The organism is Mesoterricola sp. MK458 (assembly GCF_055384935.1).
Map to the genome: position 1 here is coordinate 3,725,847 of NZ_AP045075.1, position 26,652 is coordinate 3,752,498.

Genomic DNA, 26,652 nt, shown 5'->3' on the forward strand with positions numbered 1-26,652 from the left:
GTCCTCACCTCACGGAGCAACCATGTCCTACGTCCGACGGGAGGCGTTCCTCCCCTTCACCCGGCCCATGGTGGGCCAGGAGGAGATCGCCGAGATCATCGATTCCATCGAGTCCGGGTGGATCACCACCGGGCCCAAGTCGGGCCGGTTCGAGGAGGCCCTCCAGGCCTACAACGGGGTGCCGCACTGCCTGGTCATGAACAGCGCCACCACCGCCCAGGAGATCACCATGCAGTGCCTGGGCATCCGGCCCGGGGACGAGGTCATCACCACGGCCCTCACGTGGGTGTCCACCCTGAGCACGGTCCTCCTGCAGGGGGGCGTGCCGGTGCTGGTGGACATCGACCCGGTCACCCTGAACCTGGATCCCTCGAAACTGGAGGCGGCCATCACCCCGCGCACCCGGGGCATCATCCCGGTGCACCTCACGGGCCTGCCGGCTCCCATGGACGAGGTGTGGCGCATCGCCCAGGCCCACGGTCTCTGGGTGGTGGAGGACGCGGCGCAGGCCATGGGCGCCAGCTACCGGGGCCGCAAGATCGGCTCCGACCCCCGCTCGGTCTTCTCCGTCTACAGCTTCCACCCCAACAAGAACATGACCACCGGCGAGGGCGGCGGCATCGCCTTCCACGACGGATCCTTCGAGGCCCGCATCAAGCGCCTGCGGTTCCACGGCATCGAGCGCGACGCCTGGAAGCGCCAGTCCAAGGAGGGCAGCCCCCACTTCGACGTGACCGAACCCGCCCGCAAGGCCAACTTCATGGACCTGCAGGCCGCCATGGGGATTCACCAGATCAAGAAGCTGGACGGCTTCAACCGGCGCCGGGGGGAGCTCTTCCGCCGGTACCTGGACCTGCTCGGCGACGTGGAGGCCCTCGTCCTCCCCGTGCCCGGCGACGACGTCCACCAGCACTGCTTCCACCTTTTCGTCGCGCGCATCCGGCCCGAAGTGGCCGGCATGGACCGGGACGAATTCGTGGCCCGGCTCAAGGAGGAGAACATCGGCACCGGCATCCACTACCGGCCCGCCCACGTGCACAGCTTCTACCGGGACTTCTACCGGGAGCACCCCGGGGCCCTGCCCGCCGACGGCCTGCCCCACACCGAGTGGAGCGGGGAGCGGCTCATGAGCCTGCCCCTGTGGCCCGGCCTCACCGAGGCGGACCAGGACCAGGTGGTGGCGGCCATCCGGCACGTCCTGACGCATTAGCGCACATAAGGGGAGATGGTCATGCACGCCGCCCTCCTTCTCGCCGCCTCCCTGGTTCTCCAGCCCGCTCCTCCCACCCGGCCCGCCTGGGTGGAACGCCTCCCGGAAACGTCAGGCCGCCTGTATGCCCTTGGCACCGCGGACCTGGCGGTCCCGGAGGGCCAGGCCATCGCCCGGGCCTCGGACCGGGCGCGCCTGGAGGTGGTGACCCGCCTCCGGGCCACGGTCCAGGGCCGGACCCGCGTCGCCACCCGCACCGCGGAGGTGACGCGGGAGGGCCAGGCGGCGGGCTCAGGGGAGCGGGTGGTGCGGGAGGAGGTGACCGTGGGCGCCCGGGCGGAGGACCTTCCCGGCCTCGTGGTGGAGCAGACCTTCACCGATGCCGGCGCCCGCACCGTGTATGCCCTGGCCTACCTGGACCTCGCCCAGGCCCGCACCAGCCTGGCCAGCCGTCTGGAGCGCGTCCGGGAGGTCCGCACCCGCCTGGGGCCGGAGCCGAGCCGCAAGGTCCTGTGGAAGCTCCGGAAGCTGACCCTGGACCTGGACCGGCTGGACGAATCCATCGCCCTGCTGGCCGTGACCGGCGTCGGGGCGGACCTCCGGGCCACCCTCCAGTCCGAGCGTGCGGCCGTCGATCTCCGCCTGGACCAGGTGAACCGGGCGGACCTTCCCCCGGTGGATTTCTCGAAGATGGCCATGTCCATCCGCTCCAACGTGGACCTGCCGCCGGGCGTGGCGTCCTACCTGAAGTCCCAGGTCACCGTCTGCGGCCTCATCGCCCGGGAACTGGACCCGGACATGGTGCTGGACCTGGCCTTCTCCGGAGGCGCCCGGGGACCCGAGTTCATCTTCAGCCACATGGACGTCTACAGTGGCGTGACCTATCGCATGGAGGCCCGGTTGACCCTCGCGGAAGGGGGCGGCGCGCCCCTGACCCGCACCGTGCCCATCGTCATCGTCCAGGGGGATTCCCCGGAGGGCATGGTGAATCAGTTCCGCCGGCAAATCGAACGCTGGCTCCCGAGGCTGCTGGGGGAATTCAAGGCCGAGATGAAGTAGGGGCTATTCCAGGACCACCCATACGCGCCGGCTGTCCTTGACGCCCTGGACGAGGCTCATCATGGCCTCGGAAAGCTGCTTGCCCTTGGAGGACCCGTCGGCCAGGTCCACGACCATCACCACGTCCTCGCTGCCCGCGGGCAGGCTGACGCTCCGGGGGAACTCCCGGTCCACCTTGGCGGATTCGGGATGGGATGGGGGGTCGGGGATGCGGAATCCCGTTCCCTCCTCCAGCGCCTCGGTGCTGGTGCGGAACAACGAGGCCAGGGCCACGATGGCCGATCCGGAGGGCTTGATCTTGTCCCGTTCCCAGAAGGAGATCGAGGCCTGGTCCACGCGCAGGGCCTCGGCCATCTCTTCCTGGGACCATCGCCAGGTGAGACGCACGGCCTTGATACGGTCTCCGAGCGAGGAGACGGAGAGTGGGGCGTCGGAATTGGAATCGAATCGCTTCAATTTGATCACTCCTATCTGTCGTCCTAAGATTGACTTAAATGCCCCACATTATGCAACGGCACTCCCCTTTGATGAAAAGAGATGATGCTTTGTTCCAAGGCCGGCAAGAACGTCCCTGTGAAAAACTAGTCAGATCCGTTCATGCGGGAGTGTCGGCACCGGTGCATAAAGAGCGGTGGAGGGATCTACCAGGTACAGATTACTGATTCGCCCGGTATAAGCGCAAGCATACGTTTGAATTTGATCTGCGAAACGGGTTTGTTCATACCCATCGCGGAAAATAGACCCCCATCGGGTGTTGAAGGTGGATTCCAGCCGGGCATCCAGGCTCGCAATTTCCAGGGCCTGGATCTGGGTGGTGGTTCGTGAAGCGTCAATTTCGCTTTTCATTGCCCTAGCTTCCAAGTCCAAGGCTTGTAGAGCCTCAGGGGAGAGCCGGGGGGCGAGGAGGTGCCGATGTTCCCTGTTTCTTTTATATAAGTTCTCGAGGAGGGAGGCCCGGATCTCCGATTTACGCCGGGCGGACTCCAGACGAAGAAAATCCTGCAATTCGGTTGCCTGTTCTTCCAGTTGCTCCAACTGCCAGGCCAATTCGGGGATGAGCAGCATGGTATGCCAGGAAACATTCTTCTTGGACCGGAGGATATCGCCGTAGATATGGTCGCCCACGTAGAGGATCTCCTCCCCTCTGGCGTCCAGCAATTCCTCCATCCAAAGCGCATTACCGCCCGAAAAGGCCGCCTTTTGCCCGGGAAGCGGCTCGGCCGGTGGCCTTTCCAGGAAAAAAGCGGGCTTCCGCGAACTCACGACGACCAGGTCGAAGTAGTCGGTCCACAGGGGGCGGGCCGGGTCCTGGCCGTCCAGGAGGAAGCTGAGCACCCCCTCGGTGAAGGTCCATTCGCTGTTGCTGACCACGAACAGCTTCTTGCCGGCCCGCTTCCACCGGTCCAGGGCCGTGGCCAGGTCCGGGTCGCGGAGGATGTACAGGTCGCGGTTCGCCAGGATCTCCGCCTTCATCTTCCCGTTGCGGTGGGCGGAGTCGATGGCCCAGCGCACGTCGTGGAAGACCTGAAGGAAGTCCAGGCCCGGGAGTTCGCCCCCGTCCAGGGCGTCCACCAGGGTCGCGTACAGGTGGGCCTCGGGGATCTCGAAAAGCGTGTCGATGCTGCGAAAGGCCCCGGCCCGGGACACCAGCCGCCTCCGGCCGTAGATGGCGTCCACCTCCTCCCGGGATAGGGGACGGCTGCCGTGGCTGGCGCGCACCACCTGCCGGGAGCTGTCCAGCTTCAGGAGGTTGCCCCGGGCCCCGTCCAGCAGCAGGCCGCGGATGGCGAAGTCGGGATCGAAGTGGGTGTCCAGGAGCCGGGCGGGGTAGCCCTTCTCCGCCACCAGGAGCCGGACGGAATGGCAGTAGGCCAGTTCCTCGATCTCCGGGGACTTGTAGTGGCTCAGGGTGTAGTCCATGTCGAAACCCACCGCCCGCACGTCCCGGAAGTGGATGTTCCGCAGCGGGAAGACCATCCGGGCATGGGGGAGCCGGACCTGCTCCCCCAGTTCGATGAAGCGCGGAACGGGGAGCAGGGAGGGGATGACGTTCTTCATCAGTCCACCTTGATGGGGAAGGGCTTGAATCCGTGGGTCTTCAGCTTCTGCATGGACGCGTCGGCGGCCTCCCGGGGGGTGGGGGAGGCCAGGCGCACCTTGAAGAGGCCCTTCTCGGCGAGGGTGTCCGTGCGGAAGCCGGCGGCCCTGGCCTTTGCCGCCATGGCCTTGGCCTCCGCGGCGTCGGGGGTGGAGATCAGCTGGACGGTCCAGCGTCCTTCATCCTTCTTTGCGGGGTCGGGCTTTTTCGCCTCGGGTTCGGGGGCCTTCGCCGCGGCCTTGGGGGGCTCGGGCCTGGGGGCTTCCGGTTTGGGCGGCTCGGGCGCCTTGGCCTCCTGGGGCTTCTCGAAGCCGGCGCCGGAGCCGGACTGCTCCAGGGCCTTGAGCTGCTCGGCCATGGTGGCGGGGAGCTCCTCCAGTTCCTCCCCGGTGTCCCGGGACAGGGACCGGCGCAGGGCCGCGCTCTGCTTGCCCACCTGGACGCCCAGCACGTAGCAGAGGGTCAGGAGGCCCACGCCCACCGCAGTCACCAGGAGGATGGCTTGGCGGCTCAAAACGACGGTCTGGGAATCGCGGGAGGCCATGGGGGGGATTATAACGAGTACCGGAGCCAATATCCGGAGGATGACGCTATGATCTCTGAGGCGCCACGCCGCCCCGGAACCCACCATGACCGAACCCGTATCGTATTTCCTGCCGATCCTGCTCCTGCTCATCCTCTCGGCCATCGTGGGGGCGGCGATCCTCGTGGTGTCGGGCTGGATCCTGCCCGGGCTGATGAAACCCCTGAATCCCAAGACCCACAAGCTCACCCCTTACGAATGCGGGGCGCCCCCTCTCCAGGCCGGGGCCCGGCACCGCTACAGCGTCAAGTTCTATCTGGTGGCCATGCTCTTCATCCTGTTCGACGTGGAAGCCGCCTTCCTGCTGCCCTGGGCCGTCCAGTTCAAGGCGCACCTCTGGACCTTCTGGGCCGGGGTGAGCTTCGTGGCGACCCTCCTGGTGGGGTTCGTCTACGCCTGGGGCAAGGGCGCCCTGGATTGGGAGCGCTGACATGGCCGCGATCAACCTCGACGATTCGGTGATGACCACGCGCCTGGACGCGGTGGTGAACTGGGCCCGCAAGAACAGCCTGTGGCCGCTGCCCTTCGGCACGGCCTGCTGCGCCATCGAGTTCATGTCCATGATGGCCTCCCGCTACGACTTCTCCCGGTTCGGGGCCGAGGCCCTGCGCTTCTCCCCCCGCCAGTCCGACATGCTCCTGGTGCTGGGCACCATCACCAACAAGCAGGCCCCCATCCTCCGCCAGGTCTACGCCCAGATGGCCGAACCCAAGTGGGTGGTCTCGGTGGGCGTGTGCGCCTCCTCGGGGGGGATGTACCGCACCTACGCGACCCTCCAGGGCATCGACCGGGTGGTTCCCGTGGACGTGTACGTGCCGGGCTGCCCGCCCCGGCCCGAGTCCATCATCTTCGGCGCCATGCAGCTGCAGAAGAAGATCGAGAAGGAGACGCTCATGGCTCGCCGGGAGCACATCGAGCAGTTCTACGCGTCCATGGACCGGCAGGAGAAGCTCCAGCTGGAACGGGGACTGACCAACTACCAGGTCGTCCGGGAGATGGTGCTGGCGGCCGGCGAGAACGGCGAACAGAAGATCTGGTGAGCGCATGGTGATTGAACGCATCGACGAACAGCTCCCCGGAGCCATCCTTGACCGGCACGCCTTCCGGGGCGACCAGACCATCGTGGTGGACAGGACCGCCCTCCTGGGGGTGGTGGACTTCATCTACCGGGAAGGCTTCCAGCAGCTCATGGACGTCACGGCCGTGGACGGCGGGCAGCGGGATCCCCGTTTCGACGTGGTCTACCACTTCCTGAACCTCACGAGCCAGGAGCGCCTGCGCCTCAAGGTGCGCGTGGCCGACCAGGAATCCGTGCCCAGCCTCACGGGCCGGTTCAAGTCGGCCGACTGGTCCGAGCGGGAGGTGGCGGACCTCTTCGGAATCCCCTTCGACGGCCATCCCGACCCCCGGCGCCTGATCATGTGGGAGGACTACCCCGGGCACCCCCTGCGCAAGGACTACCCCCTGGACGGAGGCGACGCCTTCTGCAGCCAGGACATCGGCGTCTCCTACGCCCCCGACGCGAGATCCCTCAATGGCTGAGCTGAACGTGGAAACCCCCCGCACCTCCGACGCCGATCGCATGATCGTCAATATGGGCCCCTCCCACCCGGTGACCCACGGCACCCTGCACATCGTCCTGGAACTGGAGGGCGAGATCGTCGTCAAGGCGACCCCCCAGATCGGCTACCTGCACCGCGGCGTGGAGAAGCTGGGGGAGAACCTCACCTACCAGCAGTTCATCCCCCTCACGGACCGCCTGAACTACTGCAGTTCACTCATGAACAACGTGGGCTACACCCTCGCGGTGGAGAAGCTCCTGGGCATCCAGGATCCGCCCCGGAGCCGGGTCCTGCGCGTGCTGTGCTCCGAGCTGGCCCGCATCGGGGACCACCTGGTGTGCATCGGCATCAACGCCGTGGACATCGGGGCCTTCACGGCGTTCCTCTACCTCTTCAAGGAGCGGGAGACCATCTACGACCTGTTCGAGATGATGGCCGGCCAGCGCCTGCATTCCAGCTTCACCCGCATCGGAGGCCTCTTCCGGGACATCCCGGCCGAGTTCGTGCCCCTGTGCGAGCAGTTCCTGGAGAGCTGCCCCCGGGCCGTGGACGAGATGGAGCGCCTGCTCACCCACAACCCCATCTGGGCCGACCGCACCAAGGGCGTCGGCGCCATCACCCCCGAGAACGCCATCAACTGGGGGTACACCGGGCCCTGCCTGCGCGCCGCCGGCGTCGCCCAGGACCTGCGGGTGGCCCAGCCCTACCTGGACTACGAAACCTACGATTTCGACGTGCCCGTGGGCACCACCGGCGACGTGTACGACCGCTACCTGGTGCGCACCGAGGAGATGCGTCAGTCCCTGCGCATCGTCCGCCAGTGCCTGGACAAGCTCAAGGAGATCGGCCCGGGGCCCGTCATCATCGACGACTACAAGATCGCCCTGCCCCCCAAGGAGAAGGTCTACACCCACATGGAGAGCCTGATCCACCACTTCAAGCTCATCATGCACGGCATCGACATGCCCGTGGGCGAGGTGTACAGCGCCACCGAGGCCGCCAACGGCGAGCTGGGGTTCTACCTGGTTTCGGACGGCACCAAGGCGCCGTACCGCATCCATGTGCGGCCGCCCTGCTTCCCCATCTTCAGCAGCTTCGACGAGCAGGTGAAGGGGAGGCTCATCGCGGACGCGGTGTCCATCCTCGGGGCGATGAACATCATCGCGGGAGAGCTGGACCGGTAGATCCGGCTGGGCCTCAGGCCCTGCCTTCGAACTTCCCCGCCGGGAACCGGACCGCGAAGAACCACGCCCCCACCACGCACCCGAAGCCCCCCAGCGCCACCGTGGCGGGGGCGCCGATGTGGGTGGCCAGGAGCCCTTCCACCAGCGCCCCGATGGGCATGGCGGCGGTGAAGACCATGGCGTGGAAGGCCATGACGCGCCCCCGCATCTCATCGGGGATCAGCACCTGGACCAGGGTGTTGTTGCTGGTCATGTGGGCCACCATGGCGCCGCCCACGGGGACGATGAGGACGAGGGACAGCCACAGGACCTTGGAGTAGGCGAAGGCGGCCAGGGCGATCCCCGTGGCGGTGGCGCCCAGGTAGGCGACCCGCTCCAGGCCGTGGATCTGCCGGCGCCCGGCCAGCAGGGTGGCGCCCAGGACGGCGCCCACGCCCGACCCGCCCATGAGCAGCCCCAGGGCCTTGGGGCCCCCGTGGAGGATCCCGTCGGCGAAGATGGGCATCAGCACCGCATAGGGCATGCCCACGAAGCACACGACGCCCAGCAGGAAGAAGAGGAGGCGCAGCTCCCGGTGCCCGTGGACGTACCGGATGCCCTCCAGGATGTGGTCCAGCACGGGCGGATGGTCCTTGCGGGAGATCCAGGGGGGCAGGTCCATCCTCAGGAGGCCGGTGATGGCCGCCAGGAAGCTCACCCCGTTCACCAGGAAGCACCACCCTTCGCCGATGGCGGCGACCATCAGGCCGGCCACCGCGGGCCCGATCACCCGCGAGCCATGGAAGATGGAGGAATTAAGGGCGATGGCGTTGGGCAGGTGCTCCCGGTCCACGGTGCTGGCCACCAGGACCTGGCGGGCAGGCAGGTCGAAGGCATTGACGACCCCCAGGGCCGTGGCCAGGACGATGATCTCCCAGGGCCGGATCCAGCCGGCCAGGGTCAGCGCGGCCAGGAGGAAGGCCTGGGCCATCTGGAGGGCCTGGGTGAGGACGAGGATGCGCCGGGGATCCACCCGGTCCGCCAGCACCCCGCCGAAGCTCCCCAGGAAGAAGATGGGGGCCTGGCTGGCGAAGGCCACCAGCCCCAGCAGCGTCGCCTGGCCCGTGAGCCGGTAAACCAGCCACGACAGGGCCACGCTCTGCATCCAGGTGCCCACCAGGGAAACCAGCTGCCCGGTGAAGAACAGACGGAAATTGCGGAACCCCAGGCTGCGCAGGGACTCGGAAAGGCGGGACATGATGCTCCAGGCGGCGATTCATAAATTATAGAGTGACGGAGGTTCCAGAACCGCGATATTTCAGGGGATCCCCCGGCGGATGTAACCTGGAGCATGATTAACTAAACGAAAGGTTCGGTCCGGGCGTTACCTTCAGGTGGGCCCAGGTCCAGGAGGACGTATACATGAAGCCGAAGCAGATGTGGATCCTGGGCGGGGGGCTGGCCGTCATCGTGGCCTTGGGAATCGCGGCGAGCCGCGGCGACAAGGGCGTTCCGGTGCAGGTGGCCACCGTGGCCCGGGAGAACATCCAGGCCAAGGTCAGCGCCAACGGCAAGATCCAGGCCGTGGTCAAGGTGGACCTCACGGCCAACACCATGGGCCAGGTCACCGCCCTCAAGGTCAAGGAAGGGGACCACGTCAAGAAGGGGGACCTGATCCTGGAGATCGACAACGTCCGCTCCAAGGCCGCCGTGGAGAGCCTGCGCTCGGCATCCCAGGCCATGGCCCACGACTTCGAGACCGCCAAGGCCCGCCTGGAGCAGGCCCGCAAGGACTTCACCCGGGCCTCGGCCAACCACAAGGCCGGCATCACCTCCCAGAGCGACTTCGACCAGGCCACCACCGCGCTGCGCACCGCCCAGACCGCCTTCGAAAGCGCCCAGCAGCGCGTGGCCCAGTCCCGGGCCGACCTCGCCGGCGGCCAGGACGCCCTCAACAAGACGCGGATCCTCGCGCCCATGGACGGTGTGGTCACCGCCAAGCGCATCGAGCTGGGCGAGACGGCCGTCATCGGCCTGCAGAACCAGCCCGGCACCGTCCTGGTCACCATCTCGGACATGAGCCGGGTGGAGGCAGAGATGGAGGTGGACGAAGCCTCCATCCCCACCGTCAAGACCGGCCAGGCCGCCCAGGTGCGCATCGACGCCTATCCCAACCAGGTCTTCGACGGGGTGGTCACCGAGGTGGGCGGATCCCCCATCGTGCAGACCAACGTCAACGAGGCCATCAAGTTCAAGGTGAAGGTGATGATCAAGAATCCGCCCTCCACCATCAAGCCCGGCCTTTCCAACCAGGCCGACATCTTCACCGGCAGCCGGGAGCAGGTGCTGGCCATCCCCCTGCAGGCCCTGGTCATGCATGACATCAAGCCCAAGAAGGGCGAGACCCTCGCCCCCGGCACCCCGCGCGAGGAGGAGGGCGTCTACGTCATGGAGGGCGGCAAGGCCGCCTTCCGGGCCCTCAAGACCGGGCTCATGGGTGAACTCAACGTGGAGGTGCTCTCGGGCCTCAAGGGCGGGGAGAGCCTGGTCATCGGTCCCTTCAAGGCCCTGCGCGAGCTCAAGGGCGGCGAGGACATCCGCGTCGAGAAGAAGAAAAAGAAGACCGACAAGAAGGAAAGCTGAATGCAGCTCGGCGAGCTGTTCCTTTCCGCCCTCCGGGCCCTGCGGGCCCACAAGTTGCGGAGCTTCCTCACCCTCCTGGGGGTCATCATCGGGGTGACCACCATCGTGGGGGTGGTGGCGGTCATTTCCGGCCTGGACACCTACGTGAAGGAGAAGGTGATCCGCCTGGCGCCCGACGTCTTCATGGTGGACCGGTTCGGGATCATCCAGTCCCGCCATGACTTCCTCCTGGCCTTCAAGCGGCCCCTGATCACCTGGACGGACTTCGAGCGCATCTCGGGGGCCAACCTGCCCAACGTGTCCCGGGTGAGCACCCGCGCCGTCAAGTCGCTGCGGGTGGATTCGGGGCCCCGGCACCTGAAGAACGTGATGGTGGTGGGCTCCACCGCGAACTTCGCCGGGCTCTTCAAGTTCGAGTTCGAGGAGGGGCGCTACTTCAACGAGAACGAGAACGACCTGGCCGCGAACGTGGCGGTCATCGGCATGGACGTGAAGGAGGAACTGTTCCCCGGGCTCGACCCCATGGGCCGGACCGTCCTCATCCGGGGCCTCCCCTTCCGCGTTATCGGACTGTTCCCGCGCCAGGGACGCTCCCTCGGCTTCAGCCGGGACAACATCGTGTGCATGCCCATCCAGGTGTTCCGGAAGAACTTCATGGGCGTCAAGGACTCCCTGAACATCCAGGTGGAGGCCCGGGGCGGGGTGGCGGGCCTGGACGACGCGGTCTCCGAGGTGCGCTCGCTCCTGCGGGCCATGCGCCACACCGCCTACCGGGACCCGGATCCCTTCGGCATCATGACCCAGGATTCGCTTCAGGAATTGTGGAAGCAGATTAGCCAGGCCGCTTTCGTGCTCATGCTCCTGGTGTCCTCCGTGAGCCTGGGGGTGGGCGGCATCGTGATCATGAACATCATGCTGGTGAGCGTGGTGGAGCGCACCACCGAGATCGGCATCCGCATGGCCATCGGCGCGCGCAAGCGGGACATCTGGAGGCAGTTCCTCCTGGAGGCGTCGCTGCTCAGCCTGTGCGGGGGCATCGTGGGGGTGACGATCGGGGCCCTGGTGGCCTGGCTCGTGCGCACCGTGGGCGGGTTCCCCGCCCAGATCACCCCGGGCATCGTGGTCTCGAGCGTCGTGGTTTCGACCCTGATCGGCCTGGCCGCGGGCTTCCTGCCCGCGCGGCGCGCCTCGAACCTGCCCGTCATCGACGCCCTCCGGGCCGAATAGGAGGGGCGCATGCTCGACTTCATCCGGAACAGCGCCTTCGTCCATGCCCTGGGCAAGGAGAACATGCTCTTCGCCTTCAGGGCCATCATCACCCAGAAGCTGCGGAGCTTCCTGACGCTCCTGGGCATCGTGGCCGGCGTGGCCACCGTCATCGCCATGGTCAGCTTCGTGGCGGGCTTCAACGAGGCCATCACCGGCGCCTTCTCGACCTTCGGCACCACCCTGGTGCAGTTCCAGAAGTTCGAGCCCCGCTTCGGCGGGCCCCCGGAACTGATCCCGGAGGAGCAGCGCCGCAGGCGCAACCTCACGCTGACCGACGCCGCGGCCCTCAAGCGCCTGGCGACGCTGGCCGCCGCGGTGTCCCCGGAGCGCTACCTGGGCGCCTCCTCGGCCACGACCTCCGTGAAGAACCGCCAGGGCGCCGAGGCCAACGGCCCCACCATCGCAGGCGTGGTCCCGGACTACCTCCTGGCCAACAACTCCACCCTGGAGGACGGCCGGTTCTTCTCGGAAACCGACGTCTCCCACGCCTCCCACACCTGCGTGATCGGCTACGACGTCGTCAAGGCCCTCTTCCCCGGCCGGGATCCGGTGGGCCGGGAGGTGCTGCTCCAGGGCGTGCCCCTGCACGTCATCGGCGTGCTGGAGAAGAAGGGCTCCCAGATGGGGGGCAGCGCCGACAACTTCCTGCTCATCCCCCTTTCGGTCTTCGACGAGATGTTCCCCGAGGTGAAGAACGGCAACGGGGACACCCTCCACATCGCCACGGTGCCCAAGGACCCCGCCTTCGTGCACGAGATGACCGACCAGGAGGTGGCCATCCTGCGCCAGCACCGGGGCCTGCGGGCCCACCAGCCCAACGACTTCGCCATCTTCACCAGCGAGGAATCGCTGCAGACCTTCCAGCAGGTGACGGGCTCCATCGCCGTCGCCATGATCTTCATCGCCGGCATCGCGCTCCTGGTGGGCGGGGTGGGCATCATGAACATCATGCTGGTGAGCGTCACCGAGCGCACCCGGGAGATCGGCGTGCGCAAGGCCCTGGGCGCCACCCGCAAGGACATCGCCGCCCAGTTCCTGGTGGAGGCCGTGACGCTCACCTGTTGCGGGGGCGCGCTGGGCATCGCCGTGGGCTTCGGCGTGGCCTTCCTGGTGCGCTTCACCTTCGACTTCCCCGCCGCCGCGCCCATGTGGAGCGTGGTCCTGGGCTTCGGCATCAGCACCGCCATCGGCCTGGGCTTCGGCATGTGGCCGGCCCTCAAGGCCGCCAAGCAGGATCCCATCGAGGCCCTGAGGTACGAATGAACCCCCGGTTCAGGGCCGGGGCGGCCTGGCCTCGGCCACGGCCTTCCTTCGCGGTGTGCCTTCGGCGCCCGCGAAGTAGTGCCGCACGCCCTGGGTGATGGCCTGGGCCACCTTGCGCAGGAAGGCGGGGTCCCTCAGCTTGACCTCCTCCCGGGGATTCGAGATGAAGACCGTCTCCACCAGCACCGCGGGCATGGCGGCGCCCTTGAGGACCACGAAGGGGGCCTGCTTGACCCCGCGCTGCCGGATGCCGCCCAGCTTGTTGAGCTGGCCCTGGATGGCCACGGCCAGGCGTTCGGAGTCCCGCAGGAAGGCTTCCTGGCTCAGGGTATCCAGGATGCCGGCCACCACGTGGTCCGGGTCCACGTGGCCGGCGCGGGCCTCGGGCCCGTTCTCCTGGGCGGCGATCTCCGCCGCCGCCCCGTCCCCGGCGCCCAGGGTGAGGAAGTAGACTTCGGAGCCCTTGGCCTGGCGGGCCCGGGCCGCGTTCAGGTGGAGGCTGATGAAGAGGTCGGCCCCGGCCTGGTTGGCGAAGCGGGCCCGGTCCCAGAGCCCCACGAAGGTGTCGTCCTTCCGGGTGAGCCGGGCCTCCATGCCGCTGCGCTCCAGTTCGCGCACCAGGACCGCGGCCAGGTCCAGCACTGCGTCCTTCTCCTTGAGTCCCCGGGCCCCCTTGGCGCCCACGTCCTCGCCGCCGTGGCCCGGGTCCACGCACACCAGGAGGCGGCCCTCCCCGGAAGGAAGCTTGGGGGATTGGGCCAGTGCCAGTAGGCTAGGGAACAGGAGCGGCAGGATTCCGTGGAGTTTCAAGATGGCTCAATCCGTCAAAGGCACTCGTGATCTGTTTGGTGGCGAACTGGACTGGTTCCAGCGTATCGAGGATACCGTAAGGCGCGCCTTCCACCGGCACGGCTATTCCGAGATCCGCACGCCCATCCTGGAGGAGATCGAGGTCTTCAAGCGCAGCGTCGGCGAAAGCAGCGACATCGTCCACAAGGAGATGTACGACTTCTTCGACAAGGGCAAGCGCCACGTGGCCATGCGCCCCGAGAACACCGCCGGCGTCGTGAGGGCCGTGATCCAGCACCAGATGCTGGCCACCAGCGACCCCCAGCTCCTGTACTACATCGGCCCCATGTTCCGCTACGAGCGCATGCAGGCGGGAAGATACCGCCAGTTCTGGCAGATCGGCGCCGAGAGTTTCCAGGTCTCCACGCCGGAATCCGAGGCCGAATCCCTGGTCATGCTCTACGACTTCCTGCGCGAGCTGGGCCTGACCCAGCTCACGTTCAGCATCAACTCCGTGGGGACCCCCGAGTGCCGCCCGGCCTTCCACGAGGCCTTCCGGGCCTTCTTCGCCGCCCGCGAGGCGGAGTTCTGCGAGGACTGCCACCGCCGCATCGAGGAGAACCCCCTGCGGGTCCTGGACTGCAAGAACGCACGCTGCCAGGCCGCCCTGGAGGGCCACCCGGTGCTGGTGGACTTCCTGGACCCCGCCTCCCGGGAGCACCACGAGCGCCTGAAGGAGATCCTCACCACCCTGGGCCTGCCCTTCGAGGAGAACCCGCGGCTGGTTCGGGGCCTGGACTACTACACCCGCACGGCCTTCGAGGTCCTTTCCACGGACCTGGGGGCCCAGTCGGCCCTCCTGGGGGGCGGGCGTTACGACGGCCTGGTGAAGCAGCTGGGCGGCCCCCAGGTGGCCGCCTTCGGCTGGTCCATCGGCCTGGACCGCCTGGTGACGCTCATGCAGCAGCTGCACGGCAAGGCCCCACGGCAGGCCCCGCCTGTCCTCATCCCGCTGGGCCCGGCGGCGACCCTCAAGGCTCTGGAACTGGCGCGGGCCTGGTGGGCCGCAGGCCTGGAGGTGGTCCTGGAGACCCGGGGCGCCAAGCTGAAGAACGCCCTCACCACCGCCAACCGCCAGGGCGCGCCCCTGGCGCTGATCCTCGGCGACGGGGAGCTGGAGCAGGGCGTGGTGGCGGTGAAGGACCTGGCCGCGGGAACCCAGGAGACCTGGGCCCTGGACACCGTCCAGCAGCGCCTCCTGGATCGCCGCTGAAGGGGGCCCGGCGCCTCTGACAAATGGCAGGTTAATTGTCACGATGGGGCCGGCCGAAGGCCTGGATGGACGGGACCGTTGAGATCCTAAAAACAATAAAATAAGCACTTAATAATAATATAAAATTCATTCTCGATTTCAGCCGGCCCGACCTCCCGGGCGCGGCACCGCGTGGCGCGGTTGCAAGATGAAATATTCTACAAATTGCAATTCGAATGAGACTCATGATGAATCAAAGATGGCTCAATTTAGCAATAGGCAATCAGAGATAGTGGGTTAATCATTGTCGATTTCAATTCGATTAAGGGTGTTCGGAATCTCAAAAATGAATTCTCCCTGGAGCCTGGGTAAAATTTACCATTAAAATTTCATTGACAAGGGTCCGTTTGGGAAGACAATTTAAGACGTTGGATCCCTCATCAATGGGAGGTTTGGGAAATGTCTAACTCATCGGAAATTGGACTGGCGATTTCGAACATCGGAATGCTGATCGTGGCGGCCCGGCGCTCCATCCGACAGCTCGTGGCGGGCAAGGTGGTGCCGCTCGACCTGACCCCGCACCACTTCTGGATGCTCCTGGTCATTTCCAAGGCGGCGCCCCTGTCCCTGGGTGAGTTGGCCCGGGCCATGTGGATGGACAACCCCACCGTCTCCCGCATGGTCCAGCAGATGACCCAGCGGGGATACCTCACGGTGGGCCCCGATCCCAACCACGGTCGGCGCATCCGCATCCGCCTCACCCCGGGCGGCCTCACCCTGTGCGAGAACCTCGCGGAGATCGGCGAGGGGCTCCGGGGCCAGGCGGAAAAGAACATGACCGAGGAGGAGACCACCACCCTGCGGGACCTCCTTTGCAAGTACATGCGCAACCTGGACGCCATGGTCGCCACCGACCTGCCCGGCGTCCCCATCCGGCCCCCCCACGTCGCGGACGCGGCCGGGAAGCTGCCCTCGGTCTCCTAGAACCTCCTGGCCCCCTGGGCCGCCAACGCCTCCGGACCGGCCTATAATGGCGGATCCGGAGGCGTTATGCGATTCCTGTCCTTTGGTTCGCTCCTGGTGGCCCTGGCCTTCCTTCCGATCCTGGCGAACGAGCCTGCGCCCCAACGGGTGGAGAAGCTCTCGGACCACGCCTACGCCATCTTCGGAGAAGGGGGCAACGTGGGCCTCTTCGTGGCCGACGACGCGGCCTTGCTGGTGGACGGCCGTTTCGAGGCCGGCGCGCCCGGGCTGCTCAAGGCCGTTCGCTCGGTCACCGACAAGCCTCTGCGGTACCTGGTGAACACCCACGTCCACCGGGACCACGTGGGGGCCAACGCGTGGATGGAAAAGCAGGGCCTGGTCCTGGTGGCTCACGCCAACGTGCGGGCGAGGCTGGCCCGAACCCAGCAGGCGGGGCTGCCGTCCATCTGCTACGGCGAGGCGGACCCGGCGGTGCGCGCCCGCATGGATCTGCACCTGGGCGGGTCGGCCTACCACCTGCTCCACGTGGCCGCCGGCCACACGGACGGGGACACCCTCGTGGGCTTTCCCCAGGAGCTGGTCCTGGCCATGGGGGACCTCTTCTTCCACGGCTTCCTGCCCTACATCGACACCCAGAGCGGCGGCAGCCTGGGCGGCCTGGTGACGACCCTGGACGACCTCGCCGCCTGGCTCCCGGACGGGGTGAAGGTCCTCCCTGGCCACGGCCCCGTGGCGGGGAAGAAGGACCTGCTGCGCCTGCGGGATTTCCTCCGGGCCGCCCAGGCCCATGTGAAGGCCAACCCCGGCCTGGCGCCGGCGGCCCTGGCGGCGGGCTTCGACACCGCGGCCTGGCCGGACTTCAAGCCCAGCCCGGGCTTCGTCTCCTGGGAGGCCTTCTTCGGCGGGGCCAGCGGCAAAGGCCCGGGGCGCGTACCCAAGCCTTGAGAAACCGGACCCCGGATGCGATTCTAGTAGGCTATGAAACTCGATCGGCTCGGCGACTTCCAACGTACCCACCGCAACGGCGACCTGCGCCTCCCCGACGCAGGCAGGGAGGTGCGCCTCCTGGGGTGGTGCAAGCGGGTGCGGAACCTGGGCTCCCTGGTGTTTCTCGACCTGCGGGACCGCTGGGGCCTGGTGCAGCTGGTGGCCAACGAGACCGAGGTGCCCCCCGAGCTCCTGGCCCGCCTCAAGGAAGTGCGCAGCGAGTACGTGCTGGCCGCCGAGGGCGTGGTGGCCGAACGGGAGCAGAAGAACCCCAACATGCCCACCGGCGACATCGAGGTGCGGCTCACCGCCCTGCGCATCCTGAACACCGCCCAGACCTCCCCCATCCCCCTGGACGACGCCGCCGAGGCCAACGAGGACCTGCGCCTGAAATGGCGCTTCCTGGACCTGCGCCGGGAAAGCCTCCAGCGCAGCCTGACGCTGCGCAGCGAGGTGGCCCACCTGGTGCGGTCCTACTTCCGGTCCAAGGACTTCGTGGAATTCGAGACGCCCATCCTGGGCAAGTCCACCCCCGAAGGGGCCCGGGACTACCTGGTGCCCAGCCGGGTGCACCAGGGCGAGTTCTTCGCCCTTCCCCAGTCCCCCCAGCTCTACAAGCAGCTCCTGCAGGTGGCGGGATTCGAGCGCTACATCCAGATCTGCCGCTGCTTCCGCGACGAGGACCTGCGCGCCGACCGCCAGCCTGAGTTCACCCAGGTGGACGTGGAGATGAGCTTCGTGCGGGCCCAGGACATCCAGGACCTCATGGAGCCGCTCCTGGTGGAGCTGGCGGCCCTGGTGGGCCGCAAGGTGGAGGCCCCCTTCCCGCGGCTGCCCTACAAGGACGCCATGGAGTGGTACGGGTCCGACAAGCCCGACACCCGCTGCAAGGTGCGCATCCAGGACGTGACGGCGCTCTTCGCGGACAGCGGCTTCAACCTCTTCCGGGCGGCCTCCGAGAGCAACGGCCAGCGCCGCGTGCGGGCGCTCTTCTTCGAGGGGCCCCAGGCGGGGGCCTACAGCCGCAAGCAGCTGGACGAGCTCCAGGACGTGGCCAAGCACCTGGGCGCCGGCGGGCTCCCCTACGCCAAGTGGGGCAAGGACGGCTTCGGCTCCAGCTTCAAGAAGTTCGTGGATCCCGTCCAGGAGGAAGCCCTCAAGGCCGCCCTGGGGGTCAAGGGCGAAGGCCTGGCGGTGTTCGCGGTGGGGCCTGATGACCAGACCTCCAAGGTCCTGGGCGAAGTGCGCCTGCGCCTGGCCCGGGCCCTGGAGCTCATCGACGAATCCAAGTTTGAATTTCTTTGGGTGGTGGACTTCCCCCTGCTCGAGTGGAGCCCGGAGGCAGGCCGCTTCGTTGCCTGCCACCACCCCTTCACCAGCCCCCACCCCGAGGACCTGGACCTCCTGGACACCGACCCCGGTGCCTGCCGGGCCCAGGCCTACGACGTCATCCTCAACGGCTTCGAACTGGGCGGCGGTTCCATCCGCATCCACGACGCCGAGACCCAGGCCCGCATGTTCAAGGCCATCGGCATGAGCCCCGAACTGGCCCAGGAGCAGTTCGGCTTCCTGCTCAACGCCCTGTCCTACGGCGCCCCGCCCCACGGCGGCATCGCCCTGGGCCTGGACCGCCTGGTGATGCTCCTGGTGGGCGCCACCAACATCCGGGAGGTCATCGCCTTCCCCAAGACCGCCCAGGCCCGCTGCCTCATGACCAGCGCCCCCGCGCCGGTGGACCCCCGCCAGCTCAAGGACCTGCGCATCCAGATCGAGCAGGCCCAGCAGTGGAAGGCCGGCGTCATGTTCTTCGAGAGCGTGCCCGCCGAGTACCAGGCCCCCCTGGGCGCCCTGCGCACCCTCACGGCCAACGCGCCCACCTCCACCAGCACCCTGGTGCTGGACGGCGAAGTGGTCAAGGTGGAGACCACCCGCCTCTGACCCTTGCGAAGGATGACTTCCCGGGTCATACTTCCGTCCATGTTGACGCTCGCCACCAAGGCTTCCCTTTGCCCGCGCCCTACCGGGGTGGGTGATGGCCCTGGGGCCGGCTGAGCGTCGACCCCACCCGCTTTCCACCCGCCCCCGGCCGAGAATCCGGGGGCTTTTTCTTTCCGGAGGCACACATGACGATCCCCTTGGCGGTGATCGGGTTCGGGACCATGGGCCAGGCCATCACGGGCGGCCTGGTGGAGGCCGCCGGCTTCCCTCCGGAAGGGATCGTCGCCGCCGGCAAGGGCAAGGGCGCCAAGGCGCGGGCCCAGGCCCTGGGCGTGGGCTGGGCGGCCACGGCCGCCGAGGCCGCGCGCCAGGCCGAGGCGGTCCTGCTGTGCGTCAAGCCCAAGGACCTGGGCCCGCTCCTGGAGGCGCTGGCCGCCGCCGGGGCCCTGGACCACCGGCCCCTGGTGGTCTCCATCGCCGCCGGCACGGACCTGGCCTTCCTGGAGGCCCGGGTCCCCGCGGGCACCCCGGTCATCCGCGCCATGCCCAACACCCCCTGCGGCATCCGCATGGGCACCGTCGTCCTGGCCGCCGGGGCCCACGCGGGGGAGGCGCACCTGGCCGCGGCCCGTTCCTTCTTCGAGCCCCTGGGCGCCGTGCTGGACCTGGAGGAGCGCCACTTCGACGCCGTGACGGGGCTTTCGGCCAGCGGTCCCGCCTTCATCTTCGTGATCCTCGAGGCCCTGGCCGAAGGCGGCGTGCAGTGCGGCCTGCCCCGGGGCGTGGCGGTGGAACTGGCGGCGCGCATGACGGTGGGCGCCGCGTCCATGGTTCTCCAGACCGGGCGCCACCCCGCCGCGCTCAAGGACGAGGTGACCACCCCCGCGGGGTGCACCATCGCCGGCCTCCTGGCCCTGGAGGACGGGCGCATCCGTTCCGTCATGGCCCGGGGCGTCGAACGCGCCTCCCAGGTGGCCAGCGGGCTGGGCCGATGAGGAAGGCGGCCCCCCGACGCATCGTGGTCAAGGCCGGCACCCAGGTGCTGCTCGCGGAGGACGGTCTGCCTTCCCTGGGGCGGATCTTCGCGCTGGTGGAGTCCCTGGCGTCCCTGCGCCGCCAGGGCCGGGAGGTGCTCCTGGTGAGTTCGGGCGCGGTGGGCCTGGGGCCCGGCGCCTGGGGCTGCCGCCCAAGCCCGGCACGCTCTCCCTGCAGCAGGCCTGCGCGGCCGTGGGGCAGGGGGAGCTCATGGCCCTCTACCAGTCCGCCTTCGGGCGCCTGGACACGGTCTGCGCCCAGGTGCTCCTCACCCAGGAGGATTTCTCGGACCCCGAGCGCCGCGCCAACCTGCGGGCCACGCTGGAAAAGCTCCTGAAGATGGGCGTCATCCCCATCATCAACGAGAACGACACCGTGGCGACCCTGGAGCTGGGCCGCATGAAGGTCTTCGGGGACAACGACCGGCTGGGGGCCCTGGTGGCCGCGGGCCTGGGCGCCGACCTCCTGCTGATCCTGTCGGACGTGGACGGCCTCCACGAGCGCAACCCCCACCACGATCCCGGGGCGCCGCTCCTGCGGGAGGTGGCGGAAATCACCCCGGAGATCCTGGCCCGGGCCCAGGGCTCGGGCGTCCGGGGCCGGGGCGGCATGGCCACCAAGCTGGAATCGGCGCGCCTGTGCATGGCCTCCGGCGTGGCCGTCGTCATCGCCCGGGGTGAAGGCTGCGGCACCCTGGAGCGGGTGGTCTCGGGCGAAGCGCCCTGCACCCGGTTCCTGGCGGGTCCCCGGCCCAAGGGCGATCCCCTGGGGCCTTGGCTCGAGGAGAACCGGCCATGACCCCCGTGCGCGAATGGGCCCGGCGGGCCCGGGCCGCCTCGAACCTCCTGGGCGCAGCTCCTGTCCAGGCCCGGGACGGGGCGCTGCGGCGCGCCGCCGGGGACCTGCGGGCGGCGGCCCCGGCCCTCCTGGCGGCCAATGCCCTGGACATGGAAGCGGCCCGGGCCCTGGTGGCCGCGGGGGAACTGGACCCGTCGGCCTTCCAGCGTCTTAAAGTGGACGAAGCCAAGGTGGAGGAGATGGCCCGGGGCCTGGAAGCAGTGGCCGGGCTGGAGGACCCCCTTGGCCGCGTGGACCTGCGCCGGCTCCTGGACGAGGGCCTTCTCCTGGAGCGCGTGAGCGTGCCCCTGGGGGTGCTCGCGGTGATCTTCGAGAGCCGCCCCGACGCGGCCGTGCAGATCGGGGCCCTGGCCATCAAGAGCGGCAACGCCGCCCTGCTCAAGGGCGGCCGCGAGGCCGACGCGTCGGTGCGGGCGCTGGTGGGGATCCTGCGCGGGGCCCTGGAGGCCGGGGGCCTTCCCGCCGACGCCCTGAAGCTCCTGCGGGACCGCGCCGACGTGGACGGGCTTCTGGCCCTGGACGGGGACGTGGACCTGGTCATCCCCCGGGGATCCTCGGCCCTGGTGCGCTCCATCAAGGCCCGCACCCGCATTCCCGTGCTGGGCCACGCGGAGGGCGTCTGCCACCTCTTCATCGACGCCGCCGCGGACCCCGCCATGGCGGTGGCCCTGGCCCGGGACGGCAAGCTCCAGTACCCCGCCGCCTGCAACGCCGTGGAGACGGTGCTGGTGCACCGGGCCTGCGCTCCCGCCCTTGTGCCCCTCCTGGTCCGGAGCCTGCCGGAGGTCGAGCTGCGGGGGTGTCCGCACTGCCTCGCCCTGGCGCCGGGGCTGGCCGTCGCCTCCGAAGCCGACTGGGACGCGGAGTACGGCGCGCCCATCCTCGCCCTGCGGATCGTGGACGACCTGGACGCCGCCCTGGCCCACATCCGGGCCCACGGCAGCGGCCACACCGAGGCCATCGTCACGGAGGACCCGGAGGCCGCCGGGCGGTTCCTGCGGGAGGTGGACGCGGCCGGCGTCTACCACAACGCCTCCACGCGCTTCGCCGACGGCTACCGCTACGGGTTCGGCGCCGAGGTGGGCATCAGCACCTCGCGCATCCACGCCCGGGGTCCCGTGGGCATCCAGGGCCTGGTCACCGTGAAGTACCTCCTGCACGGCACCGGCCAGGTGGTGGCGGACTACGCCGGGCCCGGAGCCCGGCCCTTCCGCCACGAGGACCTGCCCCGGTGACGCTCAGGCCCTCCCCGACCAGGGCGCGCGGGGTCCCGGATCCACCGCGACGACGGCGCCCCTGGCCCGGGCCCGCTCGCGCTGGGCGAGGAACGCGGGGATGGCGATGGCGCTGACAATGCCCAGGACCGCCAGCAGGGGGAGGATGGCCAGGGCGATGATGGCCATGACCAGCCCGCTGCTGCCCGGCTTCCGGTAGGCGCCGGGGTTCTCCCGGGCCAGGCGGTGGGCCTTCTGGTTCTGGACGATGGCCGCCACCGCCAGCCCCAGGGCCACCGGAAAGCACAGGAACATGCTGAACAGGGACCAGAGCCCGCAGTGGAAGGCGGCCCGGGCCCCCGGCGCGGTGGCGGGCGCGGCGGGGATGGGCGGCGGTGCCGGGGCGTCCAGGAGGGTTCCGGCCGGGACCCAGCCCGCGAGGTGGGAGGCCCACAGCAGGCTAGCGGGGCCGATGACGCCGCTGCGGTAGGCGGCCTCGATGTCCGCCCAGGCCACCGGGCCCGTCCTGTCCTGTCCTCCGGTCGAGTAGTACCATGCCACGTCCAAGGCGGCCTCCTGGTTGAGATGATAGCCAGAACCGGAGCCCTCCCCGCATTGGGCCACGGCGGAGGGTCCCGGCATGCCGCACAATGGAGGGATGGAAGACCGAACGCCTCCCGCCCGCGTCCTGGGCACGCCCATGGACGCCGAAGGCTTCGCGGATCCCCTACCCCCGCGCGCCACCACCCTCCGCCAGCAGGCCGCCCTCATCCTCCGGCAGGCCGGGTGGGACCTGGCGCCCTGTCCCATCGTGTGGTCCCCCCGCATGAGCCGCTGCGCGGGTCTGTTCGTCATCGAGAAGGACAGCCGCGGCGTGTGGCGCCCCGAGATCCGCCTGTCGACGCCCCTCCTGCGCCGCCGGGACCGGCCCTGGCCCGTGGAAGTCTGCGGCTGCAACTGCCGCAACCCGGAGGACGTGGTGCGCCGCATCCTGGAGCACGAGCTCATCCACTACAAGCTGTGGATGGAGGGCGTGGACTGGGGCCACACGGAGCGCTTCCGGGACCTGGCCTGGGCGGCGTTCAGCCACCAGAGCATCACGCATGGGATCGGAACCGAAACCTAATCGAGCCGCTTCTCGTAGCACAGGAAGCGCCTTCCCGGACGGAAGGCCAGGCCGATCTCCCCGGCGAGGACGTAGCCGAGCTTGGGAAACAGGCGCCGCGTCGCCTCGTTCTCGGTGTTGGTGTCGAGGCGCAGCGCCTTGATCCCCCGGGCGCGGGCCACCGCCTCGGCCTGGCGCATGAGGTCCGCCGCCACGCCCCGGCCCCGGAAGGCGGGGTCCACGGCCAGGCGGTGCACCACGATGGCGGGTTCTGCGGGATCCAGCCCGGCGTCGGCGTATTCCGGTTCCTGGTCCTCGGTGATGGCGGCCACGCCGGCCACGCGCCCGTCCTCCTCGGCGATCCACAGCTGGCCTCTGGCGACGTCCTCGGCGAACACCTCCGCATTGGGGTAGGTGTCGTCCCACTGCAGGTTTCCGGCCTGGCGCATGAGGGGCACGGCGCGGCGCACCAGCGCCATTACGGACTGCACGTCCTCCGCGCGGGCCGGGCGCAGGCGCATGCTAGTCGACGTCCCCGGCGGCCTTCAGGAGGCGCTTTTCCGCCAGGCGCAGCCAGTGTTCCGCGGCCAGGACGCCCTCGCCGTGGTGGATGCGCTGGAAGTGGCCCAGGAGGTGGCGGATGGTGCGGGGGATGGCGGGGGCGAAATGGGCCTTGCCGCGGTTCACCACCTGGTTGCCGAAGGTGCCCAGGGTCTTGAGGTTGCGCTGGATGCCGCTGAGGTTGAGCTCCTCCCACAGGAGGGTCTCGCTCCAGCCGGTCTCCTCCTCCACGCTGCGGACCATGATGGCGCGGGCTTCCGCGGACCAGTCCCAGTACCCGTCGAAGAGGATGGAGGCCAGGTCGTAGGTGGCGGCGCCCTTGCGGGCGTCCTGGAAATCGAGGGTCACCAGGCGGTCGCCGTGCACCATGAGGTTGCGCACGTGGAAGTCGCGGTGGGCGAGCGAATGGGTGCGCGATTCCAGGCCGTTGTGCACGTCCTCCATCATGCGGTCCAGCCAGAGCGGCGCTTCCTTGCCAAGGAAGTCCGCAAAGAAGTGCTGCTTGCAGAATTCCCACTCGAACTGGAACTTGGCGTGGTCGAAGCGGCGCAGCATGAAGAAGGCCCGGGGCGGGGCGCCCTCGGTGAGCAGGCCCAGCCAGGTGGCCAGGAGGTCCCCCACATCCTTCGCCCAGGCCAACTCCTCCTCGGGGTGGGCGATCAGGCGGGTTTCCAGGGTGGTGGAGCCCAGGTCCTCCACCAGCATTGCCCGCAGCTCGTCGTCGTATTGGATGATGGTGGCCACGCGCACCACGGGATCCAGGTAGGCCTGGAGGGCGCGGTACTCGAAGTACGAATCGTCGGCGCCCGAAGGATCGGCGTTGGGGTAGAGCACCACCAGGGCGCTGCCCAGGTGCGGGTGCTCCACGCGGAAGTACTGCCGCAGTCCGGCGTCCCCGTTCAGGAGGACCGGGTTCCTGCAGCCCCAGCGATCGAGGACGGTCTGGAGTTGGGTGCTCATCGCTCCAGTCTATAGCGCCAGGCGCACCAGGTGTCCCTCTTCCTCGAACCAGAACGCGTCCCGGTCCCGGAAGGCGGGGTGGAGCCGGGCCCCGGGACCCAGGACGCAGCGCTCCAGGGACCCGGCGGGCTGGGCGTCGGGGTGCACATAGCAGCCGGGAAGCCGGCCTTCCGCCCCCGGCGCCACCCGGGCGGCCGCCTCGATGAGCTGGTCCGGCGATCCGATCTCGAAGAAGGGGAAGGGGTCCACCACCACGCCGAAGGCCCGGTCCAGGTTGGCCAGCACGTGGGCCTTCACGTCGGCTGGGCCCTCGTCCGGCAGAAGCGCCAGGGCCCGGGGACCCCAGAAGGCGGGGCCCACGAAATGGTAGGGCCCCTCGCCGGTCTCGCCCGGGGGGAGGATGCGGCCCGTGCGGTCCAGCCACACCGGGTTCCAGGGGCCGCCAGGGTGGGGGATGAGCAGCCAGCTCAGGTCCGAGCCCAGGGCCCGGTGGCGCTCCCGGAACGTCGCCCAGGGCGGGTCGGCCAGGATGTCCCCGTTCCATACCGCCAGTTCGCTCGAGGCCCGGTCCCGCACGTGGCGCAGGCCGCCGGCGGTGCCCAGCAGGACGGGTTCCGGGCACACCTCGATGCCGGTGCCCCGGGTGGCCTCCCGGATGCGGTCCGGCAGGACGTGGGCGTTGCAGGCCAGGTTCTGGATGCCCGCCCGGCGAAGGCCGTCGGCGGCCAGGGCTATGAGCGGACGGCCATTGAAGGGCCAGGCCGGCTTGGGCAGCGCCCGGGACAGGGGTCCCATGCGCGTTCCCAGTCCCGCCGCTAGGATGAACCCGTCAATCCTCACAGGGCTCCTCGGTGGCCACGGGCTTGAGAAGGAACTTCCGCGGGGCCATGCCTCGCATCTCGAGCACGCGGATCCGCCAGCCCTGGATGCGCAGTTCGTCCCCGGTCCGGAGAATGCGCCCCAGCCGTTCCTGGAACAGCCCGCCCAGGCTCACGGAGCCCTTCTCCACCTCCAGGTGCAGGTCCAGGTGGTCCTCCAGCTCCTCCAGGGTGACGTTGCCCTGGGCCAGCCAGGCCCCGCCCCGGGTGCGGCGGAGGTTGATGACCTCCCGGTCGAACTCGTCCTGGATCTCGCCCACCAGCTCCTCCAGCACGTCCTCCAGGGTCACCAGGCCGTCCACCCCGCCGTGCTCGTTCACCACCAGGGCCAGGTGCTGCTTCTGCTTCTGAAAGTCCAGGAGCAGGTCCTGGATCAGGCGCATCTCGGGCACCAGGAACGCGGCCCGGGCCAGCTTGCGGAAGTCCAGGTCCGGGCCCTGGTCGTTGAGGGCCCAAAGCAGGTCGCGCAGGTGGATGACGCCCACCACGTGGTCCAGGTCGCCGTCGCACAGGGGCAGGCGGGTGTTGACGCAGGTGCGCGCCAGGGCCAGGTTCTCCTCGACGGTGCGCTGGAGGTCGAAGTGGACCACCTGGGCCCGGGGCACCGCGATCTCCTTGACGGTGCGCTTGGAGAAATCGAAGAGGTTGGCGATGAGGTCCTTGCGGGAGATCTCCAGCTTGCTCTTCATGAGCATGCGCCGGAACTCGTCCTCCGTGGGCGCGTGCTCCACGGCGGGGGGCACGCCCAGGGCCCGCTCCAGCGCGTGGGTGAGGCCGGTCAGCGTCCGGGTCACGGGGGAGATGGCCCGGGACCAGAAAAGGAGGGGCCCCGCGGTGCGCAGCGCCCACATCTCGGCCGACCGCAGGGCCACGCCCCGGGGCAGCAGCTCGGCCAGCACCACCTGCAGCAGGGTGATCGCCATGATCCCCAGGAACGAGCCCAGCACGAGCCCCACCCGCGGCCAGGGCGTGGCCCCGAACAGCGCCTGGAACCCCTTGACGAAGACGTCCTCCCCCACCGCGCCCAGGCTGATGGTGAGGAGCGTGATGGCCACCTGGATGCTGGAGAGGTGGCGGTCCAGGTTGCGGTGCACCTCCAGGGCCTGGGCCGCGCGGGGGTCGGCGTCCAGCTGGGACTCCAGCTGCGTGCCGCGCACCCGCACCGCCGCGAACTCGGCGCAGACGAAGAACCCCGTGGCCAGGATGAGCGCCGGGGTGGCGATCAGAGCGCTTGTGTGCAT

The 26,652-nt window shown here is 68.9% G+C and carries 27 protein-coding genes; 17 read left to right on the forward strand and 10 right to left on the reverse strand.

Features of this window, described 5'->3' with window-relative positions:
• Nucleotides 1–22: 22 nt before the first annotated feature.
• Nucleotides 23–1,210: a DegT/DnrJ/EryC1/StrS family aminotransferase gene (locus tag ACZ5LB_RS16345; RefSeq protein WP_464603268.1), complete on the forward strand. Its 1,188-nt coding sequence runs from the start codon at nucleotides 23–25 to the stop codon at nucleotides 1,208–1,210.
• A gap of 21 nt (nucleotides 1,211–1,231) precedes the next feature.
• Nucleotides 1,232–2,269, forward strand: a complete 1,038-nt coding sequence (locus ACZ5LB_RS16350) for a hypothetical protein (RefSeq protein WP_464603269.1) — start codon at nucleotides 1,232–1,234, stop codon at nucleotides 2,267–2,269.
• 3 nt (nucleotides 2,270–2,272) lie between these two features.
• Here ACZ5LB_RS16350 and ACZ5LB_RS16355 read toward each other — a convergent pair whose 3' ends face one another.
• The 3 genes from ACZ5LB_RS16355 to ACZ5LB_RS16365 form a co-directional block, all read right to left on the reverse strand.
• A complete protein-coding gene (locus ACZ5LB_RS16355) occupies nucleotides 2,273–2,656 on the reverse strand; it encodes a helix-turn-helix domain-containing protein (protein WP_464603270.1) in 384 nt (127 codons plus the stop codon).
• A gap of 198 nt (nucleotides 2,657–2,854) precedes the next feature.
• Nucleotides 2,855–4,327, reverse strand: coding sequence for an HAD-IG family 5'-nucleotidase (locus ACZ5LB_RS16360; protein WP_464603271.1), 1,473 nt, complete (start codon nucleotides 4,325–4,327; stop codon nucleotides 2,855–2,857).
• The gene (locus ACZ5LB_RS16365; RefSeq protein WP_464603272.1) at nucleotides 4,327–4,911 is read right to left on the reverse strand and encodes an SPOR domain-containing protein; all 585 of its coding nucleotides are present in this window, start codon (nucleotides 4,909–4,911) and stop codon (nucleotides 4,327–4,329) included. The genes ACZ5LB_RS16360 and ACZ5LB_RS16365 overlap by 1 nt, the downstream gene beginning before the upstream one ends.
• A gap of 85 nt (nucleotides 4,912–4,996) precedes the next feature.
• On the opposite strand from ACZ5LB_RS16365, the gene ACZ5LB_RS16370 reads away from it, so the two are divergent.
• From ACZ5LB_RS16370 to nuoD, 4 genes are read left to right on the forward strand one after another with little or no spacing between them, the layout of a single operon-like run.
• Nucleotides 4,997–5,380 (forward strand): NADH-quinone oxidoreductase subunit A, encoded by a 384-nt coding sequence (locus tag ACZ5LB_RS16370; RefSeq protein ID WP_464603273.1) that lies wholly within the window; start codon nucleotides 4,997–4,999, stop codon nucleotides 5,378–5,380.
• A gap of 1 nt (nucleotide 5,381) precedes the next feature.
• The gene (locus ACZ5LB_RS16375) at nucleotides 5,382–5,990 is read left to right on the forward strand and encodes an NADH-quinone oxidoreductase subunit B (RefSeq protein ID WP_464603274.1); all 609 of its coding nucleotides are present in this window, start codon (nucleotides 5,382–5,384) and stop codon (nucleotides 5,988–5,990) included.
• A 4-nt stretch (nucleotides 5,991–5,994) separates the two neighbouring features.
• A complete protein-coding gene (locus ACZ5LB_RS16380; protein WP_464603275.1) occupies nucleotides 5,995–6,492 on the forward strand; it encodes an NADH-quinone oxidoreductase subunit C in 498 nt (165 codons plus the stop codon).
• Nucleotides 6,485–7,696, forward strand: coding sequence for an NADH dehydrogenase (quinone) subunit D (gene nuoD, locus ACZ5LB_RS16385; protein WP_464603276.1), 1,212 nt, complete (start codon nucleotides 6,485–6,487; stop codon nucleotides 7,694–7,696). Before ACZ5LB_RS16380 ends, nuoD begins: the two co-directional genes overlap by 8 nt.
• A 13-nt stretch (nucleotides 7,697–7,709) precedes the next feature.
• On the opposite strand, the gene ACZ5LB_RS16390 is transcribed toward nuoD, so the two are convergent.
• On the reverse strand, nucleotides 7,710–8,933 hold the full coding sequence (locus tag ACZ5LB_RS16390; protein WP_464603277.1) for an MFS transporter: 1,224 nt from the start codon (nucleotides 8,931–8,933) through the stop codon (nucleotides 7,710–7,712).
• Between the two features lie 164 nt (nucleotides 8,934–9,097).
• On the opposite strand from ACZ5LB_RS16390, the gene ACZ5LB_RS16395 reads away from it, so the two are divergent.
• The 3 genes from ACZ5LB_RS16395 to ACZ5LB_RS16405 are packed head-to-tail and all read left to right on the forward strand — an operon-like array spanning nucleotide 9,098 to nucleotide 12,850.
• Entirely contained in the window at nucleotides 9,098–10,318 is a 1,221-nt protein-coding gene (locus tag ACZ5LB_RS16395) for an efflux RND transporter periplasmic adaptor subunit (RefSeq protein WP_464603278.1), read from the forward strand.
• Nucleotides 10,319–11,545, forward strand: coding sequence for an ABC transporter permease (locus tag ACZ5LB_RS16400; RefSeq protein ID WP_464603279.1), 1,227 nt, complete (start codon nucleotides 10,319–10,321; stop codon nucleotides 11,543–11,545).
• 9 nt (nucleotides 11,546–11,554) lie between these two features.
• Nucleotides 11,555–12,850 (forward strand): ABC transporter permease, encoded by a 1,296-nt coding sequence (locus ACZ5LB_RS16405; RefSeq protein ID WP_464603280.1) that lies wholly within the window; start codon nucleotides 11,555–11,557, stop codon nucleotides 12,848–12,850.
• Between the two features lie 9 nt (nucleotides 12,851–12,859).
• Here the strand turns inward: ACZ5LB_RS16405 and ACZ5LB_RS16410 are convergent, their stop codons facing one another.
• On the reverse strand, nucleotides 12,860–13,660 hold the full coding sequence (locus tag ACZ5LB_RS16410; protein WP_464603281.1) for an N-acetylmuramoyl-L-alanine amidase family protein: 801 nt from the start codon (nucleotides 13,658–13,660) through the stop codon (nucleotides 12,860–12,862).
• 1 nt (nucleotide 13,661) lies between these two features.
• Between ACZ5LB_RS16410 and hisS the strand changes: the two genes are divergently transcribed.
• The 7 genes from hisS to ACZ5LB_RS16445 all read left to right on the forward strand — a co-directional run bounded on the left by hisS (nucleotide 13,662) and on the right by ACZ5LB_RS16445 (nucleotide 21,928).
• Nucleotides 13,662–14,912 carry a histidine--tRNA ligase gene (gene hisS / locus ACZ5LB_RS16415; RefSeq protein WP_464603282.1) on the forward strand — a complete coding sequence of 417 codons (1,251 nt, stop codon included), beginning with the start codon at nucleotides 13,662–13,664 and terminating at the stop codon, nucleotides 14,910–14,912.
• A 483-nt stretch (nucleotides 14,913–15,395) separates the two neighbouring features.
• Nucleotides 15,396–15,875 carry a MarR family winged helix-turn-helix transcriptional regulator gene (locus ACZ5LB_RS16420; protein ID WP_464603283.1) on the forward strand — a complete coding sequence of 160 codons (480 nt, stop codon included), beginning with the start codon at nucleotides 15,396–15,398 and terminating at the stop codon, nucleotides 15,873–15,875.
• A gap of 66 nt (nucleotides 15,876–15,941) precedes the next feature.
• Nucleotides 15,942–16,820, forward strand: a complete 879-nt coding sequence (locus ACZ5LB_RS16425; RefSeq protein ID WP_464603284.1) for an MBL fold metallo-hydrolase — start codon at nucleotides 15,942–15,944, stop codon at nucleotides 16,818–16,820.
• A 33-nt stretch (nucleotides 16,821–16,853) separates the two neighbouring features.
• Nucleotides 16,854–18,800, forward strand: coding sequence for an aspartate--tRNA ligase (aspS, locus tag ACZ5LB_RS16430; protein ID WP_464603285.1), 1,947 nt, complete (start codon nucleotides 16,854–16,856; stop codon nucleotides 18,798–18,800).
• Between the two features lie 185 nt (nucleotides 18,801–18,985).
• Nucleotides 18,986–19,795 (forward strand): pyrroline-5-carboxylate reductase, encoded by an 810-nt coding sequence (gene proC / locus ACZ5LB_RS16435; protein ID WP_464603286.1) that lies wholly within the window; start codon nucleotides 18,986–18,988, stop codon nucleotides 19,793–19,795.
• Between the two features lie 211 nt (nucleotides 19,796–20,006).
• Nucleotides 20,007–20,633: a glutamate 5-kinase gene (gene proB / locus ACZ5LB_RS16440; RefSeq protein WP_464606328.1), complete on the forward strand. Its 627-nt coding sequence runs from the start codon at nucleotides 20,007–20,009 to the stop codon at nucleotides 20,631–20,633.
• The gene (locus tag ACZ5LB_RS16445) at nucleotides 20,630–21,928 is read left to right on the forward strand and encodes a glutamate-5-semialdehyde dehydrogenase (RefSeq protein WP_464603287.1); all 1,299 of its coding nucleotides are present in this window, start codon (nucleotides 20,630–20,632) and stop codon (nucleotides 21,926–21,928) included. Before proB ends, ACZ5LB_RS16445 begins: the two co-directional genes overlap by 4 nt.
• Nucleotides 21,929–21,931: 3 nt before the next feature.
• On the opposite strand, the gene ACZ5LB_RS16450 is transcribed toward ACZ5LB_RS16445, so the two are convergent.
• Nucleotides 21,932–22,468 (reverse strand): DUF4339 domain-containing protein, encoded by a 537-nt coding sequence (locus tag ACZ5LB_RS16450; RefSeq protein WP_464606330.1) that lies wholly within the window; start codon nucleotides 22,466–22,468, stop codon nucleotides 21,932–21,934.
• A 97-nt stretch (nucleotides 22,469–22,565) separates the two neighbouring features.
• Here ACZ5LB_RS16450 and ACZ5LB_RS16455 point away from each other — a divergent pair, with 97 nt between their 5' ends.
• Nucleotides 22,566–23,033 (forward strand): SprT family zinc-dependent metalloprotease, encoded by a 468-nt coding sequence (locus tag ACZ5LB_RS16455; RefSeq protein WP_464603288.1) that lies wholly within the window; start codon nucleotides 22,566–22,568, stop codon nucleotides 23,031–23,033.
• On the opposite strand, the gene ACZ5LB_RS16460 is transcribed toward ACZ5LB_RS16455, so the two are convergent.
• Genes ACZ5LB_RS16460 through ACZ5LB_RS16475 form a run of 4 tightly spaced genes read right to left on the reverse strand, consistent with a single transcriptional unit; the run spans nucleotide 23,030 to nucleotide 26,652 of the window.
• The gene (locus ACZ5LB_RS16460) at nucleotides 23,030–23,533 is read right to left on the reverse strand and encodes a GNAT family N-acetyltransferase (protein ID WP_464603289.1); all 504 of its coding nucleotides are present in this window, start codon (nucleotides 23,531–23,533) and stop codon (nucleotides 23,030–23,032) included. The genes ACZ5LB_RS16455 and ACZ5LB_RS16460 overlap by 4 nt on opposite strands.
• Nucleotide 23,534: 1 nt before the next feature.
• Entirely contained in the window at nucleotides 23,535–24,533 is a 999-nt protein-coding gene (locus ACZ5LB_RS16465) for a phosphotransferase (RefSeq protein ID WP_464603290.1), read from the reverse strand.
• Between the two features lie 9 nt (nucleotides 24,534–24,542).
• On the reverse strand, nucleotides 24,543–25,328 hold the full coding sequence (locus ACZ5LB_RS16470) for a glycosyltransferase family protein (protein WP_464603291.1): 786 nt from the start codon (nucleotides 25,326–25,328) through the stop codon (nucleotides 24,543–24,545).
• Between the two features lie 34 nt (nucleotides 25,329–25,362).
• Nucleotides 25,363–26,652 (reverse strand): hemolysin family protein, encoded by a 1,290-nt coding sequence (locus ACZ5LB_RS16475; protein ID WP_464603292.1) that lies wholly within the window; start codon nucleotides 26,650–26,652, stop codon nucleotides 25,363–25,365.